We start from the raw sequence: 16,142 nt of genomic DNA, 5'->3' as shown, positions 1-16,142 counted from the left end.
ATGCCGACATTCCCCGACGGTCTTCCCGCGAGCGGGTCGTCCCTCAGTCACCGACCACGTCGCCTGCGGTCGACGCCGGCGATGCGCCGGCTCGTCGCCCAGACGTCGTTGGAGCCACGGCATCTGGTGCTGCCGATGTTCGTCGCCGACGGCATCTCCGAGCCGCGGCCCATCGACTCGATGCCCGGGGTCTATCAGCACACGCGTGATTCGTTGCGCAAGGCGGCGGTCGACGCGGTCGCGGCAGGCGTCGGCGGGTTGATGTTGTTCGGCGTGCCGAAGGACGAGGACAAGGACGCGACCGGCTCGGCCGGGGTCGCCGAGGACGGCATCCTGAACGTGGCGCTGCGAGATCTGGCGTCCGAACTGGGGTCGGACACGGTGGTGATGGCCGACACGTGTCTGGACGAGTTCACCGACCACGGTCACTGCGGGGTGCTCGACGTCCGCGGGCGGGTGGACAACGACGTCACGAATGCGCGCTACGTCGAACTAGCTGTCGCGCAAGCCAATTCGGGCGCCCACGTGGTGGGTCCGAGCGGGATGATGGACGGCCAGGTCGCGGCCATCAGGGGCGGCCTCGACGCCGCCGGTCACACCGACGTGGTGATCCTGGCCTACGCGGCGAAGTTCGCCTCCGGCTTCTACGGCCCGTTCCGCGAGGCCGTGGGCTCGAGCCTGGAGGGCGATCGCCGGACGTACCAGCAGAATCCGGGCAATGCCCGGGAGGCGTTGCACGAGGTCGAACTCGACATCGACGAGGGTGCCGACATCATCATGGTCAAGCCCGCGATGGCCTACCTGGACGTGGTGCGCGCCGCCGCGGAGATGTCGCCGGTTCCGGTTGCGGCGTATCAGGTTTCGGGCGAGTACTCGATGATCTGCGCGGCGGCCGACAAGGGGTGGATCGACCTCCGCACGGTGGCGCTCGAGACGTTGACGAGCATCCGCCGGGCCGGCGCCGACATCGTGCTGTCCTACTGGGCGGCCGACGTCGCGGATTGGTTGTCGTGACCGGACCGCACCAGGGTCCGCCGCCCGGACCGCACCAGGGTCCGCCACAGGGGCCGCCGGGTGGGGCGGGACCCGTCCCACGTCCCGACGACGTCGACACCGGCTTCTGGCTGTGGCTGGTCGCCACGACGATGATGGTGATCGGCTACGTCGTCGACCTCGCGACCCTGCCCGTGGCCGGACCCGGCGCGGTGGTCTACGGCGTGTCCGGCGTCTTCCTCTTCGTCGTCGCGTCGGTGGTGGTGACGCTCCTGTTCCTGTTGCGCGAGGGGTATCGCTTGGCGCGGACCCTGCTCACCGGCGGCGGGGCGGCGACGATCGTCTACGCGCTGACCAACCTGTTCGGCGTCGACCGACCCACGGTGGCGGCCTTCGTCTTTGCGGTGACCGCGATCATCGGGGCCGTGTGCGTCGCCGGTGGCATCTATCTGCTGCACCGCAAGGACGCCCACGCCTACTTCACGCGCTGAGCGTGACGCTAGGCTGGCCCGACCATGCCCGATTCGCCCGTGCCCGACTCCCGTCGTCCGCGCACCGTGACCGTGGCGTTCTGGTGCTGGCTGGTCGCGTCCGTCCTGGCGGCGGCCTTCGGCATGCTGATCGGCACCTTCACCACCGCGCTGTTCTTTCAGGTGGCCGGGTTGATCCTCGTCGTCGCCGGTCTGGCCCAGGGCTACCTGGCGGGGCGGGCGCGCAAGGGGTCGAAGCGGTTCGCGAGTGCCGCGGTCGGCCTGGCGATGGCCTCGGTGGCCTACCTCGCGGTGCTGCTCGTCGTGGCCGGGATCGCGCCGTTCGGCGTGGTGATCGTCGCGGTGATCATGGTCCTGTTCATCACCGGCTCGGCGATGAACCAGCAGGCCTCGGCTCAGCGGTGGTACGACACCCAGGAACGTCCATGAGTGCCGAACCCGAGATCCTGTTCCGCGAACCGGGTGCCACGTTGTGGTGGTTGGCGGCGGGCCCGGTGGCCGCGGTGACGATGATGTTCATCCAGGTGTCCTCGGGTTACGGCTGGCAGCCCCTGCTGCCCGGCGTGTTCCTGGTGTTGGTCACGGGCTTCCTTGGGCTGCAGGTCAAGGCCGCCCGCATCCACACGTCGGTGGAGTTGACGCCGGAGTATCTGCGGCAGGGTGCCGAGACCATCCTGATCTCGGAGATCGTCAGGATCTATCCGGAGGCCGACGGACCGGAGCTGCCGGTGTGGCAATCCTCCCGGGCCCTTGGGGAGCTGACCGGTGTGCCGCGCGGTCGCACGGGCATCGGCGTGAAGCTCACCAGCGGCCGCCGGGCGCAGGCGTGGGCGCGCAGGCACCGGCAGCTGCGGATCGCGCTGGTCTCCGTCGTGGACGGGGAGGCGGCGTGAAGGCCCGCGCCGTCCTGGAGCTGGTGCTGGCCGCCCTCGCCGGGCTCGGGTGCGTCCTGAGCTGGCTGGCGGCCCCATCCTCGGCGGTGGCCGCCCCGATCATCGCGTCGGAGCCGTCGATGCCGACCGTGACCTATGACCCGTCGCTGATCGTGTTGGCGACGCTGCTGTTGACGGTGGCGGCGGTGTTCGCCGTTCTCGGCATCGCCCGACTCCGCCGCCGCTGAACCCACCGAGTGAGCCCACTCACACCGCTATTGGTACAAAGTGCGAAATCTGTAACACTGTGTCGGTGACCGAACTCGCAGAGAATGCCCAGCGCGCCGATGCCCTCCCTCTCGGGCCCGACTCGCTGGTGTGGAAGTACTTCGGCGACAACCGCATGTACCTGATCGGCCCGCGTCCCGCCGTACTGCAGAACATGCTGGCCGAATTGGGCCAGGGCGTGCTCGACCACTCGGTGTTCTTCGACGACACGGCTGCCCGTGTCAAGCGGTCGATTCCGCCGATCATGATGACGGTGTACGGCGCCGAGGACTCCGGCGAGGGCACGCGCGTCCGCGACTTCCACCGCGACATCAAGGGCGACATGCCATCCGAGGGCGGGGTGAGCGCGAGGTACCACGCCCTCGACCCCGAGACCTACTTCTGGGCGCACGCCACCTTCGTCGAGCAGGTGCTCTACTTCGCCGACACCTTCGTCAAGCGACTGACCGAGGACGAGAAGGAACGCATCTACCTCGAGTCGAAGACGTGGTACCGCCGCTACGGCGTCAGTGACCGGCCGATGCCCGCCGATTACGCCGGCTTCCAACGGTATTGGGACCGGATGATGGACGAAGTCGTGGTGGCCCATCCCACCGCCCGGTACGGCGTCGGCTACGTCACCAAGGGATTCCCCCGACCGAAGGGAGTCTCGCCGCTGACGTGGCGGCTGGTGTCCCCGGTGTTCGATCCGATCGCCGCGTTCCTGACCACCGGCGGCATGCCGCCGCGGGCGCGGGATCTGCTGGAGCTGCCGTGGGGGCCCCGACGCGAGCGGGCCTACCAGGCCTTCGCGGCGGTATGGCGGTCCGCACCGGTGAAGTGGGCGTGGAATCGATTGCCGATGACGGTGCGCTACAACAAGTTCGCCCAGGTCGGCTATGCCCGCCACTGACTCGGCCAACGCGGCGACGCGGGCAATCCTCGACGCGGCGCTCGTCGAGTTCGAGCGGCATGGCTTTCGACGCGTCGCCCTCGACGACGTGGCCCGCCGGGCGGGGGTCAGCCGCACGACGATCTACCGCAGGTTCGCCAACAAGGACGACTTGGTGGCCGCCGTCATCGAACGCGAGAACGCGGTGCTCTTCACCGACATCGCCGCGGAGTTGACGCGGGCCGCGAAGCCGGCGAACTACTACGTCGAGGCGTTCACCCAGTCGATCCTGATGTTCCGCAGGCACCGGGTGCTCAACCAGATGATGACCGAGGAACCCGCGATGGTGCTCGACCTCGCCCGCCGGCACTACGGCGCGGCCATCGAGCGGATGGCCGACGCGTTGCGGGTGATCTTCCCCGCCGGCTTTGCCGACCGGATCGGCGCGGCCGCCGTCGACGACCTCGCCGCCACGATCCTGCGCTATGCCGCCGTGGTGCTGTTGCTCCCCAGTGCCGAGCCGCTCGACACCCCCGACGAGTTGCGTGCCTTTGCCGAGAGGCACTTCGTCCCCAGCCTGCCGACGGCCCTGCGCGCGGTTCCGGTGTAAGGCACGCCCGTCACGCTGGCAACTGTTTCGCAGATCACACTTTCGGGCAGCCATGGGCATGGGAAACGACGAGCAGGACGTCAGCGAGAAGTCCGACGACACCAACGGGCAGCAACTCACCGAGAAGCCCGAGGTCACCGACGAACACCGGGAGAAGGCCAAGGAGATGGCCAAGGCCTATCAGGACGACCGCCCCACCGTCGGCCTGCCGGGCACCAGCAATACCGTGACGGGCCAGGCGGTCTCGGAGTGGATCGACGAGGACGGCAGCCCCAAGTTCGGCGACGTCGAGGAGGGTGGTGGCGTCAAGCGCGAGGACGTCATGGGGGTGCGCGAGAAGAACATGGGTGACGACGACTAGCAAGGCTCAGCCCGTGACCTGGGCGGCGTTCTAGCTACTTTGCCGTTGCCAGCCATCCGGGCGAGAATTACCCCGTGGCCGCGTCGAACGTCAGTCGACTCCCCAGGGTTCCGAGGAATCCGCTGTCCCTGCGGCAGTTGCTCGAGGCGGTGCGGGTGTTCAACACCGGGGGTGAGGTGCTCAGCGCCGCGGGCGGGCCGGTGACCAGGATCCAGTTCGGCCCCAAGTGGCTGATGCCGCCGCTGGTGCTGGTGACCTCGCCGGAGGGCATCGGCGACGTGCTGGCCCGCAACCACGTGCTCGGCGAGCGGTGCATCGTGCACGACGAGGTTCGCCACCTGGCGGGGGACAGCCTGTTCGTCCTGCCCAACGAGCGCTGGATACCGCGCAAGCGGGCCCTGCAGCCGGTGTTCACCAACCACAACGTCCGCCGCTTCGGCGGCCACATGTCGGGCGCGGCCCACGAGGTGGTCGACGACTGGCGCGCCGGCGGCCTCGACGCCGGCCTGGAGGTCGACCTCGACCTGGCGTGCCGCCGCCTGACCATGCAGTCGCTGGGACGCTCGATTCTCGGCGTCGACCTCAACGAGCGTGCCGACGTGATCGCCGAGTGCATGCACGTCGCGTCCGGCTACGCCGCCGATCGCGCACTGCGACCGGTGCGGGTGCCGCGCTGGCTGCCGACGCCCGCCCGCCGCCGCGCGCGCCGAGCGGTGGCCACCATGCTCGAGGTCGCCGACGAGATGCTCCAGGCGTGCCGTGCGGACCCGGATCGCGACGCCCCGCTGGTACGGGCGCTGATGGCCGCCACCGATCCGGTCACCGGCGCGGCGCTGTCGGACCGGGACGTGTGCAACGACCTGCTGATCTTCATGCTCGCCGGGCACGACACCACCGCGACGGCGCTGACGCATTCACTGTGGGCGTTGGGTCACCATCCCGACCTGCAGAACAGGGTGGCCGCGGAGGTCGCCGAGATCGGCAGCGGGGAGTTGACCCCCGCCGACGTGCCGCGGCTGCAGTACACCCGCCAGGTGCTCAACGAATCGCTGCGGCTGTGCCCGCCCGCCGCCGGCGTCGGCCGGCTGGCGCTGGACGACTTCGACGTGGCCGGTTACCGGGTCGAGGCGGGCACCATCGTCGCCGTCGGCATCCAGGCCGCGCATCGCGATCCCGCGCTGTGGGCCGACCCGATGGCGTTCGACCCGGAGCGATTCGCCCCGGAGGCGGCGGCCACGCGCGCCCGGTGGCAGTTCGTTCCGTTCAGCGGCGGTCCGCGGTCGTGCATCGGGGAGCACTTCGCACTGCTGGAGACGACGCTGGCGCTGGCGACGATCGTCTCGGCGGTCGAGATCCGCTCCCTCGAGGCGGACTTTCCCGTCGAGGTGCCCTATACGACGGTCGCCAAGGGCCCGATCCCGGTCCGCCTGACGGCGCGGCGCAGAGGTTCTCCTACACCCTGTAGTTGACGGCGAGGGACCGACTGGGACACTGGTGGGCATGCGTTCCGACCCAAAGGCGGCCACCTCGGCACGGCTCTTCGACGAGGCCTCCGCCGTCATCCCCGGCGGGGTCAACTCGCCGGTCCGTGCGTTCAACTCGGTGGGTGGGACGCCGCGGTTCATCACCAAGGCCGCGGGCTACTGGCTCACCGACGCCGACGACAACCGCTACGTCGACCTGGTCTGTTCGTGGGGGCCGATGATCCTCGGCCACGCGCATCCCGCCGTCGTGGATGCGGTGCAACGGGCGGCCGCCGACGGGCTGAGCTTCGGGGCGCCGACGCCGTCGGAGAGTGACCTGGCCCGGGAGATCGTCGGTCGCGTCGCCGCGGTGGACAAGATCCGGTTGGTCAACTCCGGCACCGAGGCGACGATGAGCGCGATCCGGTTGGCCAGGGGCTTCACCGGCCGGGCCAAGATCGTCAAGTTCTCGGGCTGCTACCACGGTCACAGCGACGCGCTGCTGGCCGACGCCGGTTCCGGCGTCGCGACGCTGGGTCTGCCGTCCTCGCCTGGTGTCACCGGCGCGGCCACCGTCGACACGATCGTGTTGCCCTACAACGACATTGGTGCCGTGGAGCAGGCGTTCGCCGAGTTCGGCGACGACATCGCGTGCGTCATCACCGAAGCCGCGGCGGGCAACATGGGCGCCGTGCCGCCACTGCCCGGCTTCAACGCCGCGCTGCGCCGCGTCACCGCCGAGCACGGCGCGCTGCTCATCCTCGACGAGGTGATGACGGGTTTCCGGGTCAGCCGATCCGGTTGGTACGGGCTGGATCCCGTCGACGCGGACCTCTTCGCGTTCGGCAAGGTGATGAGCGGCGGTCTGCCGGCCGCCGCGTTCGGTGGCCGCGCCGAGGTGATGGAACGGCTCGCTCCGTTGGGGCCGGTGTATCAGGCGGGCACGCTGTCGGGGAACCCGGTCGCGATGGCCGCCGGCCTGGCCACGCTGCGCGCCGCCGACGACGCCGTGTACGCCGCGCTGGACGCCAACGCCGACCGTCTCGCAGGTCTGCTCACCTCGGCGTTGACGGAAGCGTCGGTGGCGCACCGCATTTCGCGGGCCGGCAACATGCTCAGCGTCTTCTTCACCGAGGATCGGGTGGTGGACTTCGCCGGGGCGAAGGCCACCGAGACGTGGCGCTTCGCGCCGTTCTTCCACGCCCTGCTCGACGCGGGCGTCTACCCGCCGTGCAGCGCCTTCGAGGCGTGGTTCGTCTCGGCGGCACTCGACGACGACGCGTTCGACCGCATCGCGTCCGCCCTCCCCGCCGCGGCCCGCGCCGCAGCCGAAGCGCAGAGGCCCGCGTGACCGACGTCGACCCCCGCAAGACCGTCGTGCACGTGATGCGCCACGGCGAGGTGTACAACCCGGACAAGATCCTCTACGGCCGCCTGCCCGACTTCCACCTCTCCGACAAGGGCCGCGCCCAGGCGGCGCGGGTGGCCGACTGGCTGGCGACCCACGACGTCACCTACGTCGTCGCCTCGCCGTTGGAACGGGCGCAGGAGACGGCCGGACCCATCGCGGCCACGCACGGCCTGCCGATCGACACCGACGGCGACCTCATCGAATCGGAGAACGTCTTCGAAGGCGAGCGGGTGTCGCCGGGGGACGGCGCGCTGCGCAACCCGCGCAACTGGTGGCATCTGCGCAATCCGCGCAGCCCGTCGTGGGGTGAGCCGTACACCCACATCGCCGAGCGCATGCAGGCGGCGCTGTTCCGGGCCCGCGACCACGCCCTTGGCCACGAGGCGGTCTGCGTCAGCCACCAGCTGCCGACGGCGACGCTGCGGCGGTCGCTGACCGGCCAGACGTTGCACCACCTGCCCACCGCGGCGAACCGTATGTGCAACCACGCGTCGCTGACGTCGTTCTACTTCCACGACGAGGCGCTGGTCGGCTGGAGTTATGCGGAGCTGGCTGGCCAGTGAGGCGGTTGGCGGTTTCTCTGGTGTCGGCGGCGGTGCTGTTGACCGGTTGTGCGACCGGTGACGACGCGGTCGCCCAGGGGGGCACGTTCGAGTTCGTGGCGCCGGGCGGCAAGACCGACATCCTCTACGACCCGCCGGACGGCCGACACCGCCCCGGCAGGATCAGCGGCCCGCTGCTGACCGACCCCGAGAAGACCGTCTCGGTGGACGACTTCGCCGGCAAGGTCGTCGTCGTCAACGTATGGGGACAGTGGTGCGGGCCGTGCCGCTCGGAGATCCCCGAATTGGAGAAGGTGTACGAGGCCACCCGCGCCCAGGGGGTCGAATTCCTCGGCATCGACGTCCGCGACAACAACCGTGACGCCGCGGTCGACTTCGTCACCGACCGCAAGGTCACCTACCCGTCCATCTACGACCCGGCCATGCGCACCATGATCGCCTTCGGCGGCAGGTATCCCACGACGGTCATCCCCTCGACGGTCGTGCTGGACCGCCAGCACCGGGTCGCCGCGGTGTTCCTGCGCGAACTGCTGGCCGAGGACCTGATGCCCGTGGTGCAGAAGCTGGCGTCCGAGAAGTGACGGTTCTCGCGGCTGGTCTCGACCAGGTCGGCACCCTGGTGTCGGCCGGTCCGTTGGTCCTCGCGGTACTCGTCAGCGTGCTGGCCGGGTTCGTCTCGTTCGCCTCGCCGTGCGTGGTGCCCTTGGTGCCCGGCTATCTGTCCTACCTGGCGGCCGTCGTCGGGGTGGACGACCGCGACGCCTCCGCCGTCGCGGTGAGGACGGCGCGACTGCGCGTGCTCGGGGCGGCCGCCCTGTTCGTGGCCGGGTTCACCGTGGTGTTCGTGCTCGGCACCGTTGCGGTGCTCGGGTTGACCACCACGCTGTTGATCAACCAGCTTCTGCTGCAACGCATCGGCGGTGTGGTCACCATCGTGATGGGGCTGGTGTTCGTCGGCTTCATCCCGGCGTTGCAGCGCGAGGCGCGGTTCGCCCCGAAACTGCTGTCGACGATCGGCGGGGCACCGCTGCTCGGCGCGGTGTTCGCCCTCGGCTGGACGCCGTGTCTGGGCCCGACGTTGACCGCGGTGATCGCCGTGGCGTCGGCCACCGACGGCACCAACGTGGCCAGGGGTGTCGTCCTCGTCGTCGCCTACTGCCTGGGTTTGGGAATCCCGTTCCTGCTGTTGGCCTTCGGGTCCGCCGGAGCGGTGCGGGGCCTGGGGTGGCTGCGCCGTCACACCCGCACCATTCAGATCTTCGGCGGCGTGTTGTTGATCGTCGTCGGCGTCGCCCTGGTGACCGGGGTGTGGGCGGACTTCATCTCGTGGGTTCGCGACGCGTTCGTCAGCGACGTGCGGTTGCCGATATGAGGGTGCTGAAACGCCTTGGCGCGTATGCGAGGAACACCTGGCGCACGTTGACGTCGATGGGCACGGCGCTGGCGCTGCTGTTCCTGCTGGCGCTGGCGGCCATCCCCGGTGCCCTGGTGCCGCAGCGCAGCCTCAACGCGGGCAAGGTCGACGAGTACCTCGCACAGCACCCCACGATTGGTCCGTGGCTGGACCGGGTGCAGGCGTTCGACGTGTTCTCCAGTTTCTGGTTCACGGCCATCTACGCGCTGCTGTTCATCTCGCTGGTGGGCTGTCTGACTCCGCGGCTGGCCGAACACGTCCGCAGCATGCGGGCCACGCCCGTCGCCGCGCCGCGAAACCTCGCGCGGCTGCCCAAGCATCAGAGCCTCGTCGCGGCCGGGGACGTGGAGACCGTCGCCGCCGGGATCGAGGAGAGGCTGAAGGGTTGGCGACACACGAGCCGCCGCGAGGGCGACGTCGTCGAGGTGTCGGCGGAGAAGGGCTATCTCCGCGAGTTCGGCAACATCGTCTTCCACTTCTCGCTGCTCGCCCTGTTGATCTCCATCGCGGTGGGCAAGCTGTTCGGCTACGAGGGCAATGTCATCGTCGTGGCCAACGGCGGCCCGGGATTCTGCTCGGCGTCACCGGCCGCCTTCGACTCGTTCCGGGCGGGCAACACCGTCGACGGCACCTCGCTGAATCCGATCTGCTTGCGCGTCAACGACTTCGACGCCGACTATCTGCCAAGTGGACAGGCGCTGAGCTTCGCGGCCAACGTCGAGTACCAGGCCGGGGACGACCTCACCACCGACACGTGGCGGCCCTATCGGCTCGAGGTCAACCACCCTCTTCGCCTGGGCGGGGACCGGCTGTACCTGCAGGGCCACGGTTACGCCCCGACGTTCACGGTCACCTTTCCCGACGGACGCACCCGCACGCAGACCGTGCAGTGGCGTCCCGACGACCCGATCACGCTGCTCTCGTCCGGGGTCATCCGGGTCGACCCGCCCGCAGGCACCTATCCCGACGCCGGGGAGCGGCGCAAGAATCAGATTGCGATCCAGGGCCTGTTCGCGCCGACCGAACAGCTCGACGGCAAGCTGCTGTCGTCGAGCTTCCCCGCGCTGCGGGATCCCGCGGTGGCCATCGACGTGTACCGCGGCGACACCGGTCTGGACACCGGGCGCCCGCAGTCCCTGTTCACCCTCGATCCGCGCCTCATCGAACAGAAGCGGCTCACCAAGCAGGCGCGGGTCAATCTCAAGGCGGGTCAGTCGACCCGGTTGAACGACGGCACCGTGGTCCGCTTCGACGGTGCGGCGCCGTTCATCAACGTGCAGGTCTCGCACGATCCCGCCCAGATCTGGGTGCTGGTGTCGGCGATGACGATGATGGCGGGGCTGCTGGTGTCGCTCGTGGTGCGACGGCGCCGCATCTGGGTTCGGGTTTCCCCGTCCTCGCCGGGTACCGTTGACGTCGAGCTGGGCGGACTCGCCCGCACCGACAACTCCGGGTGGGGCGACGAGTTCGAGAGGCTGGCGGCGCGTCTGGTGCCCTCGGCACGAGAAGGCGGGAGAGAGCGCGCGTGAACGGTCCCCACATCGACATTGGGCTAGCCCGCTATTCGGATCTGGCGTTCACGTCCACGATCGTGGTGCTGGTCATCGCGCTGCTGCTGCTGGCCGTCGAGCTGGCCTACAGCGGAAGCCGCCGGGCCGACGCCCGCGAGCTGGTGACGGCGAACGCGAGCGCCGTCGGCGCCGACAGCGGTACCCCTGGCGTCGTCGTCGATGCGCCGCGGCGTCCGGTCGACGAGCGGATCGGGCGGGCCGGCCTGGCACTGGTGTACGTCGGCACGGCCATGCTGCTGGTCTGCATCGTGCTGCGCGGATTGGCGACCTCACGCGTGCCGTGGGGCAACATGTACGAGTTCATCAACCTGACGTGCTTCTGCGGGCTGGTGGCGGCGGCGATCACCTTGCGCAGGCCGAAGTTCCGTGCGCTGTGGGCGTTCGTGCTGCTGCCGGTGCTGATCCTGCTCGCGGTGTCGGGCAAGTGGCTGTACTCCAACGCCGCACCCGTGATGCCCGCGCTGCAGTCCTACTGGTTGCCCATCCACGTGTCGGTCGTCAGCCTCGGCTCGGGGGTGTTCCTGGTCGCGGGCGTGGCGAGCATGCTGTTCCTGGCCAAGATGTCACCGCTGGGCGACCCCGGTCGGCCGGGCCGGTTGGCCGCCGTCATCGCGCGCCTGCCCGACGCGCAGACCCTGGACCGCATCGCCTACCGCACCACGATCTTCGGGTTTCCGATCTTCGGCTTCGGCGTGATCTTCGGTGCCATTTGGGCCGAGGAGGCATGGGGCCGGTACTGGGGCTGGGACCCCAAGGAGACTGTCGCGTTCATCGCCTGGGTCGTCTACGCCGCGTATCTGCACGCCCGCTCGACGGCGGGTTGGCGGGACCGCAAGGCCGCATACATCAACGTCGTCGGGTTCGTGGCGATGGTGTTCAACCTGTTCTTCATCAACCTGGTCGTGACCGGGCTGCACTCATACGCAGGGGTGGGCTGAGATTGATCCGGACGTCCGAACCACCGAGTTTCCGCGCGCAGCAACGGTTCAGCGATCCCTCGCTTGCCATTCCGCCGGAGTGGACGGCTCCGACCCCGCCCCACGGCATGCCCGTCGTCACGCTTCCGACGCGCCCCGCACCGGCACCGGAGCCCGACGTGGCGGCGCCGTTCCTGGATCCGTCGACGGTCGCGCTGCTGGGCCAACCCAAGCGCACGCCGACCGCGGGCTGGCGCCGCTGGCTCTACCTGGCGTCGGGCACCCTGGTCAACCTCGGCGAGGGTCCACGGGCCCTCCGCCGTGACGAGCTCGCCGCGCAGGCCAGTCGGCCGCTGCGCGGGTGCTACCGGATCGCCATGCTGTCCCTGAAGGGCGGCGTCGGCAAGACCACGATCACCGCGACCCTCGGTGCGACGTTCGCCTCCGTGCGCGGGGACCGGGTCATCGCGGTCGACGCCAACCCCGACCGCGGCACCCTGAGTCAAAAGGTGCCGCTCGAGACGCCGTCGACCGTGCGGCACCTGCTGCGTGACGCCGAGGGCATCACCAGCTACGGGGACGTCCGCCACTACACCTCGCAGGGGCCGAGCCGGCTGGAAGTGCTTGCCTCGGAAAGTGATCCGGCCGTCTCGGAGGCGTTCAGCAGCGACGACTACGCGCGCACCCTCGAGGTGCTCGAGCGCTTCTACAGCCTGGTGCTCACCGACTGCGGCACCGGCATGCTTCATTCGGCGATGTCAGCGGTGCTGAGCAACGCCGACGCGTTGATCGTCGTCAGCTCGGGTTCGGTCGACGGGGCCCGCAGCGCGTCGGCGACGCTGGACTGGCTCGACGCCCACGGCTATCAGCAGCTGGTGCTCAACTCGATCGCGGTGGTCAACGCGGTTCGGCCGCAATCGGGTCGGGGCGGTTCACGCGTCGACCAGGGCAAGGTCGTCGACCACTTCTCCCGCAGGTGCAAGGCGGTGCTCCAGGTGCCGTTCGATCCGCACCTGGAGGAGGGAGCGGAGATCAGCCTGGAACGGTTGAAGCCGGAGACGCGCGAGGCCGTGATGGAGTTGGCCGCCGTGGTGGCAAGCGGATTTCCCGGCGCGCAGTGACCAACTGAGACGGCAATCCCGGCTAGCGAGGATCCTTGCCGTGGTTGAGCCGGTTCAGGAATTCGGGGTCGTCGTCCGGCCCGATGGTCCTGGTCCTCGGCCGGTTGGCGGTTGCGCGCACCAGGCGCCAGGCCCCATAGGCCAGGCCTGCCAGGATGACGACGAGGAGAACGAACTGAAGCACAAAAACCTCCTTGCAGTAAATAATACGCGTCGTCGGTAGGCTCGGGTTCGTGTCTGGTGCTGCAGAGGGTGGGAGTGACGCGACTCGGGCGGCGACGCGCCCCGGATCGCGAATGGTTCTCGACGTCTTGGTCTACACGCTCGCCCGGATCCTGCTGGTCGCCGTCCTTGCCGTCGCCATCTACTTCGGCGGAAAGGCGCTCGGCATCGGCGAGTTCCCGATCGTCATCCCGATGTTGTTCGCGATCGTGCTGGCACTTCCGCTGGGAATCTGGCTGTTCGCCCCGCTGCGGAACCGTGCCACCGCCAGCATCGCCGTGTTCGACGAACGTCGCCGCCGCGACCGCGAGCAGCTGCGTTCCCGGTTGCGCGGTGACGAGCCGCCCCGCTCGTGACCAAAGTATGACGACGGCACCTCGGTCGGCATTCGGGGCCGAATTCGTCGGCGCCGCAGGTTTTCTCAACTCCTCGACCTACGGGCTGCCGCCGACCTTCCTGCTCGACGGTCTGCACGCGCGCATCGCGCAGTGGCAGGCCGGCACCATGGACGTGCCCTCGTTCGACGAATCGGTGGATCGTGGCCGCACCGCCTACGCGGACCTCGTCGGCGTGCCCGTCGAATCGGTGGCCATGGGCGGCAGTGTGTCGGCCCTGCTGGGTCTGGTCGCGGCGGCCGTTCCCGACGGAGCCACGGTGGCCACGCTGGGCGGCGAATTCACCAGCACCACCTTTCCGTTCGCCAGCCAGGCGGGCCGCGGCGTGACCGTCACCGAGTTGCCGGCCGACGAGTTGATCGCCTCCGCCACAACCTACGACGTGGTGACGGCGAGCCTGGTGCAGTCCGCCAGCGGTGAGGTGCTCGACGTCGAGGGGTTGCGGGCGGCGGTCGCGGGCACCGACACGCTCACCGTTCTCGACGTGACCCAGGCGGTCGGCTGGAAGGCGCTCGACCTCGGCTGGGTCGACGTCACCGCCGCCGCGGTCTACAAGTGGCTGTTGGCGCCGCGGGGCACGGCCTGGATGTCGTTGAGCGAGAGGGCGTCCGCACGGATGACTCCGCACCTGGCCAACTGGTACGCCGGCGAGCAGCCGTGGTCGTCGATCTACGGTCTGCCGCTGAGGCTGGCCGAGGACGCCCGCCGGTTCGACACGTCGCCCGCGTGGTTCGGCGTGTTCGGGGCGGGACTGACCATGCCCTGGTTGGCCTCGCTGAACCGCCGTGAAGTCGAGGCGCACTGTGTGGGGCTGGCCACCCGGCTGCGCGCCGAATACGACCTGCCGCCCGTCGACTCGGCGATCGTGGCGCTGCCGTTCGCCGACGCCGCGCAGGCCGCGGGGAGGCTGACGGCGGCCGGCATCCGGGCGTCGATCAGGGCCGGCGCGGTGCGGGTGGGCTTTCACCTGTACAACACCGAGGACGACCTCCAGGCGCTTCTCGACGCGCTGGCCGGCTAGCGCGACCTACCCGTCGAGCTGCCCGGCGATCCCGCGCTCGATACCCGCCCTGGTCGACGGCGGCAGCACCACGAGGCCCTCGAGTTCCTTGCCCGCCAGCTCGTAGGCGTGTCCGCGTTCGTTCTGCGTCGCGCCGGTGTCCGCGGCGACGCTCAGCAGACTGCGGGCGCGGGCGATCCGCTGCTGCTGCTCGGGGGAGAAGTCGCTGCGGCGCCGACGAATGGCCTCGGTCTCGGCCGCGTCGAACGCCGTCGTGTAGTCCTCGACGGCCGCGAGGTACTGGGCGGCGGCCTCGCGGTCGTCGAGCAGGTCCTCGGCCGTGCCGGGGCGCAGCAGGTCCGCCCGCAGCTTGGCCTTGTGGAACTCCGCGGTCAGCGGTGCCCGCAGGTCGGTCATCAGCGGAAAGTCCAGGAGTTTGGCCGGGTCCAGCTCGTAGGACAACCAGCGGGTGTCGGTCCGCGCGTGCTCGTCGAGGGTGCGGGTGACGATGCGCCACAGCGTCGCCGGGTTGGCCGGGGCGGGGGCGGGCCGCCCCTCGCGTTCAGCGGGCGGGGGTGCCGAGAGACCCTGCACTCGCTTCCAGACGCTGATTCCGGCGAAGACGACGCCGGCCACCGGGACGAGCATCAGCAGGAGCTCCGCCAACCGGAACACGATGCCCATGAGGCCAGGATGTCATCAGCCGAACGCGAGGGCCGCCGCCACCGCGATCGACCACACCAACATCGTCAGCCCGGTGTCACGCAGCACGGGGATCAGGTCGCGGCCGCCGAGACCGGACCGCACCGGTCCGGCGGCCCGCACCGCCAGTGGCAGCGCCACCAGACCGGCCGCACACCACGGCGTCGCGAGCATCAGCACCAGCGTCAGCACGAAGGCCAGCGCGACGAGCACCTGGAACAGCAGGCGGGTGCGGCGGTCGCCGAGCCGCACCGCCAGAGTGATCTTGCCCGACTCGGTGTCGGTCGGAATGTCGCGCAGGTTGTTGGCCACCAGCACGGCTGACGACAGCGCGCCGGTCGCCACGGCGAGCGCGGCGCCGACCCAGTCCACCCGCTGCGCCTGGGTGTACTGCGTGCCGAGGACGGCGACGAGGCCGAAGAACACGAACACCGCGATCTCGCCGAGCCCGATGTAGCCGTAGGGCTTCGAGCCCCCGGTGTACAACCAGGCCCCTGCGATGCACACCGCGCCGACGGCGATCAGCCACGGCTGGCTGACGATCGCCAGCACCAGGCCGGCCGCGGCGCCGACGCCGAGGCTGACCGCGGCCGCGGTCGCCACGGCACGGGGTGAGGCCAGCCGCGAGCCGACCAGGCGCAGCGGCCCGGCGCGCACGTCGTCGGTGCCGCGGATGCCGTCGGAGTAGTCGTTGGCGTAGTTGACGCCGACGATCAGGGCCAGCGACACCACCAACGCCAGCAGCGCCCGCCACCACACGGCGTCGCCCAGCCACGCCGCTGCTCCCGTGCCCGCGATCACCGGGGCGACGGCGTTGGGCAGCGTGCGGGGACGGGCGCCCTCGACCCACTGCGCAAGAGTTGCCACGCCGGTCATC

21 protein-coding genes are annotated in these 16,142 nt (G+C 69.9%); 18 read left to right on the top strand and 3 right to left on the bottom strand.

All coding sequences use genetic code 11. The features are described from left to right. The 16 genes from hemB to H7J06_RS04350 all read left to right on the top strand — a co-directional run bounded on the left by hemB (position 1) and on the right by H7J06_RS04350 (position 12,946). The gene (gene hemB / locus H7J06_RS04425) at positions 1–1,014 is read left to right on the top strand and encodes a porphobilinogen synthase (RefSeq protein WP_264037362.1); all 1,014 of its coding nucleotides are present in this window, start codon (positions 1–3) and stop codon (positions 1,012–1,014) included. Beyond that, positions 1,011–1,484 carry a hypothetical protein gene (locus tag H7J06_RS04420; protein ID WP_264037361.1) on the top strand — a complete coding sequence of 158 codons (474 nt, stop codon included), beginning with the start codon at positions 1,011–1,013 and terminating at the stop codon, positions 1,482–1,484. The genes hemB and H7J06_RS04420 overlap by 4 nt, the downstream gene beginning before the upstream one ends. Positions 1,485–1,508: 24 nt before the next feature. After that, positions 1,509–1,913, top strand: a complete 405-nt coding sequence (locus H7J06_RS04415) for a hypothetical protein (RefSeq protein ID WP_264037359.1) — start codon at positions 1,509–1,511, stop codon at positions 1,911–1,913. After that, entirely contained in the window at positions 1,910–2,377 is a 468-nt protein-coding gene (gene mce1N, locus H7J06_RS04410) for a transport-regulating membrane protein Mce1N (protein ID WP_264037357.1), read from the top strand. Before H7J06_RS04415 ends, mce1N begins: the two co-directional genes overlap by 4 nt. After that, positions 2,374–2,604, top strand: coding sequence for a hypothetical protein (locus H7J06_RS04405; RefSeq protein ID WP_264037356.1), 231 nt, complete (start codon positions 2,374–2,376; stop codon positions 2,602–2,604). The genes mce1N and H7J06_RS04405 overlap by 4 nt, the downstream gene beginning before the upstream one ends. Before the next feature lie 65 nt (positions 2,605–2,669). Then, positions 2,670–3,536: an oxygenase MpaB family protein gene (locus tag H7J06_RS04400; RefSeq protein WP_264037354.1), complete on the top strand. Its 867-nt coding sequence runs from the start codon at positions 2,670–2,672 to the stop codon at positions 3,534–3,536. Continuing rightward, positions 3,523–4,125: a TetR/AcrR family transcriptional regulator gene (locus H7J06_RS04395; RefSeq protein WP_264037352.1), complete on the top strand. Its 603-nt coding sequence runs from the start codon at positions 3,523–3,525 to the stop codon at positions 4,123–4,125. The genes H7J06_RS04400 and H7J06_RS04395 overlap by 14 nt, the downstream gene beginning before the upstream one ends. A 58-nt stretch (positions 4,126–4,183) precedes the next feature. Next, positions 4,184–4,486, top strand: coding sequence for a hypothetical protein (locus H7J06_RS04390; protein WP_264037350.1), 303 nt, complete (start codon positions 4,184–4,186; stop codon positions 4,484–4,486). Positions 4,487–4,560: 74 nt separating this feature from the next. Next, positions 4,561–5,955, top strand: a complete 1,395-nt coding sequence (locus tag H7J06_RS04385; protein WP_264037349.1) for a cytochrome P450 — start codon at positions 4,561–4,563, stop codon at positions 5,953–5,955. A gap of 31 nt (positions 5,956–5,986) precedes the next feature. Beyond that, a complete protein-coding gene (hemL, locus tag H7J06_RS04380) occupies positions 5,987–7,300 on the top strand; it encodes a glutamate-1-semialdehyde 2,1-aminomutase (protein ID WP_264037347.1) in 1,314 nt (437 codons plus the stop codon). 35 nt (positions 7,301–7,335) lie between these two features. After that, positions 7,336–7,923 carry a histidine phosphatase family protein gene (locus H7J06_RS04375; protein ID WP_264037561.1) on the top strand — a complete coding sequence of 196 codons (588 nt, stop codon included), beginning with the start codon at positions 7,336–7,338 and terminating at the stop codon, positions 7,921–7,923. After that, positions 7,920–8,504, top strand: coding sequence for a TlpA disulfide reductase family protein (locus H7J06_RS04370; protein WP_264037344.1), 585 nt, complete (start codon positions 7,920–7,922; stop codon positions 8,502–8,504). The genes H7J06_RS04375 and H7J06_RS04370 overlap by 4 nt, the downstream gene beginning before the upstream one ends. After that, positions 8,501–9,295: a cytochrome c biogenesis CcdA family protein gene (locus H7J06_RS04365; RefSeq protein WP_308205702.1), complete on the top strand. Its 795-nt coding sequence runs from the start codon at positions 8,501–8,503 to the stop codon at positions 9,293–9,295. Before H7J06_RS04370 ends, H7J06_RS04365 begins: the two co-directional genes overlap by 4 nt. After that, a complete protein-coding gene (gene resB, locus H7J06_RS04360) occupies positions 9,292–10,866 on the top strand; it encodes a cytochrome c biogenesis protein ResB (protein ID WP_264037343.1) in 1,575 nt (524 codons plus the stop codon). The genes H7J06_RS04365 and resB overlap by 4 nt, the downstream gene beginning before the upstream one ends. Next, positions 10,863–11,846 carry a c-type cytochrome biogenesis protein CcsB gene (gene ccsB / locus H7J06_RS04355; RefSeq protein ID WP_264037341.1) on the top strand — a complete coding sequence of 328 codons (984 nt, stop codon included), beginning with the start codon at positions 10,863–10,865 and terminating at the stop codon, positions 11,844–11,846. Before resB ends, ccsB begins: the two co-directional genes overlap by 4 nt. Next, positions 11,843–12,946, top strand: a complete 1,104-nt coding sequence (locus H7J06_RS04350) for a MinD/ParA family ATP-binding protein (RefSeq protein WP_372515236.1) — start codon at positions 11,843–11,845, stop codon at positions 12,944–12,946. The genes ccsB and H7J06_RS04350 overlap by 4 nt, the downstream gene beginning before the upstream one ends. A gap of 22 nt (positions 12,947–12,968) precedes the next feature. On the opposite strand, the gene H7J06_RS04345 is transcribed toward H7J06_RS04350, so the two are convergent. After that, the gene (locus H7J06_RS04345) at positions 12,969–13,130 is read right to left on the bottom strand and encodes a hypothetical protein (protein ID WP_185934645.1); all 162 of its coding nucleotides are present in this window, start codon (positions 13,128–13,130) and stop codon (positions 12,969–12,971) included. A gap of 112 nt (positions 13,131–13,242) precedes the next feature. Between H7J06_RS04345 and H7J06_RS04340 the strand changes: the two genes are divergently transcribed. Together H7J06_RS04340 and H7J06_RS04335 are read left to right on the top strand one after the other, a co-directional pair. Then, positions 13,243–13,524 carry a DUF4229 domain-containing protein gene (locus H7J06_RS04340; RefSeq protein WP_264037335.1) on the top strand — a complete coding sequence of 94 codons (282 nt, stop codon included), beginning with the start codon at positions 13,243–13,245 and terminating at the stop codon, positions 13,522–13,524. Positions 13,525–13,531: 7 nt separating this feature from the next. Further along, complete coding sequence (locus H7J06_RS04335) at positions 13,532–14,584, top strand: aminotransferase class V-fold PLP-dependent enzyme (RefSeq protein WP_264037333.1); 1,053 nt, start codon at positions 13,532–13,534, stop codon at positions 14,582–14,584. Between the two features lie 6 nt (positions 14,585–14,590). On the opposite strand, the gene H7J06_RS04330 is transcribed toward H7J06_RS04335, so the two are convergent. Together H7J06_RS04330 and H7J06_RS04325 are read right to left on the bottom strand one after the other, a co-directional pair. Continuing rightward, positions 14,591–15,247 (bottom strand): hypothetical protein, encoded by a 657-nt coding sequence (locus H7J06_RS04330; protein ID WP_264037331.1) that lies wholly within the window; start codon positions 15,245–15,247, stop codon positions 14,591–14,593. A gap of 15 nt (positions 15,248–15,262) precedes the next feature. Further along, complete coding sequence (locus tag H7J06_RS04325; protein ID WP_264037329.1) at positions 15,263–16,132, bottom strand: 1,4-dihydroxy-2-naphthoate polyprenyltransferase; 870 nt, start codon at positions 16,130–16,132, stop codon at positions 15,263–15,265. Positions 16,133–16,142 lie beyond the last annotated feature (10 nt).

The sequence above is a fragment of the Mycolicibacterium hodleri genome (assembly GCF_025822245.1).
GTDB lineage: Bacteria > Actinomycetota > Actinomycetes > Mycobacteriales > Mycobacteriaceae > Mycobacterium > Mycobacterium hodleri.
Note: the sequence above shows the minus strand (reverse complement) of the source record. Positions and strands in the feature narration are given on the sequence as shown.